This is a genomic window from Bifidobacterium amazonense (assembly GCF_018555435.2).
GTDB lineage: Bacteria > Actinomycetota > Actinomycetes > Actinomycetales > Bifidobacteriaceae > Bifidobacterium > Bifidobacterium amazonense.
Genome location: NZ_JAFEJT020000127.1, coordinates 1 through 1,654, shown reverse-complemented (window position 1 = coordinate 1,654; position 1,654 = coordinate 1). Strand labels below are relative to the sequence as shown.

General features: G+C 62.0%; 2 protein-coding genes. Both read right to left on the bottom strand.

Annotated features, from left to right (window positions below):
• Nucleotides 1–361: 361 nt before the first annotated feature.
• The gene (locus tag JS533_RS13615) at nt 362–667 is read right to left on the bottom strand and encodes a transcriptional regulator (protein WP_241515362.1); all 306 of its coding nucleotides are present in this window, start codon (nt 665–667) and stop codon (nt 362–364) included.
• Between the two features lie 226 nt (nt 668–893).
• Nucleotides 894–1,654 (bottom strand): hypothetical protein (locus JS533_RS13610; RefSeq protein WP_241515360.1); only part of this gene is annotated, 761 nt, incomplete at its 5' end.

Here is a 1,654-nt window from a genome sequence, read left to right as displayed (position 1 = left end):
GGAATCGATCGGTCACCGCGCATGTTGTGATGGCGGCATCGATCCGTTGCTTCAACAGTGAGGCAGTTTGACGATCGAGAGGCTGATTTCGTGGGATGTTGATGTCGGTTTGACGATCGAGAGGCTATCGTCGACGGTGCCAACACCCAAAAAGACCGTTTCGGGGGTATAGAGAGGGGATATCAGAGGCGGTCAGCACCGAAGGCAGCCTCTCAACCGTTAAACTGACCGCAGCAGGTCCCGGATTTAGCCTCTCGATCGTCAAACCGACCTCGACAGGCCCATATTCGATCCCTCGACAGGCTTTCGACCGGCAAACCGGCTTCCGAACCCCGAACGCAGAACGGCTTCAGACGGCAACTCATGCCATGACGAGGCCAGCGGCGATGTTCTGAAGTGCGGCGATATGGTCGGAGAACGCCTCCGCCCCCTCATCGGTGAGCGACACCCACGTGATGTCGTGCCCGTTGCGCTTGCCTGGACGCTTGTCGAGCGTGACGTACCCGTTCTCCGCCAACACCTTCAGATGCTTGGAGCATACGGCGTCGCTCACGCCGAGCATCTCGCGGATCGCCGCGAACTCGACCTCGCCGCCGCTGTGCAGCATGCCGCAGATGCGCAGGCGCATCGGCGCATGGATCACCTCATTGAACTGCGGCTCACCCACGATGCACCTCCTTTCCACGTCCTTGCGAACAACCATTCAGTCGCGGCGACCAACGCATAAACCCCTGGTCTCGCGACGCACACTCCGGCAGGATCCGCAACCGCACCAGCACACGCACGCAGCCACCCATTCCTCGGCCCAGGCATCCGCCCAGCCATGAAGGGCACTGCCGCTTCGCCAGTCAGCCGCCATCCAAGCCGGCATTCCATCATACCGATCATCGCGATCACACCCCGGCGGCGATCGCGTCGCGCTGCTTGCGGTCGTACACCCAGCCGATCACCGAGAACAGCACCACGAACGCCACGCTGTAACCGGTCAGTTCCACCATAGGCAGCGCCCTGTTCCGAGCCATATAGCCGGTCACGAATCCGAGCGTAGCGATCGGTATGCAGCAGACGGCGTACAGGGCGATCGCCAACGCCCAGCACAGTCTAGTGGGCGGCTTCATGCGCATGTCCAGATTCCGTTCACGGATGTATCGCACGCCGTAATCGAACACCGCGACCGCGCACAACGCCAGGAACACGGCGTCGATTGTGCGCTGCCAGGAGAAGGAACCGGAGACCGCCATCACCAGCACCTCGCTGATAGCGATGACCGCGGCGCTCACGCCGGCGGAGATGCCCGGATACAGCCACCACGGCGTGACGACCAGTTGCGCGGCTTCGCGTCGTTCGTCGTCCGGCAGCGCGCGGAATCGCGCCATCGTCCACAGTTCGCCATTCTTTCCGTAACGCCGGTGATGATCCTCCAGCAGATACTGCGACAGGGAACCGCCGGCCATGATGTAGCGTCGGATTTCGCGATAATACAGTCGGTCGAGCAGCACCATCCACAGACAGGCCACGACAATGACCACCGCAGCTTGCCAGTGGACGAGCGGCACCAGCATAAGCACGGTGAGTATCGCGATGGGCACCACGAGCATGGCCACCATGCATGCCATCGACAGGGAGGTGGGCGGCCATGCCAGAAGACGCAGGC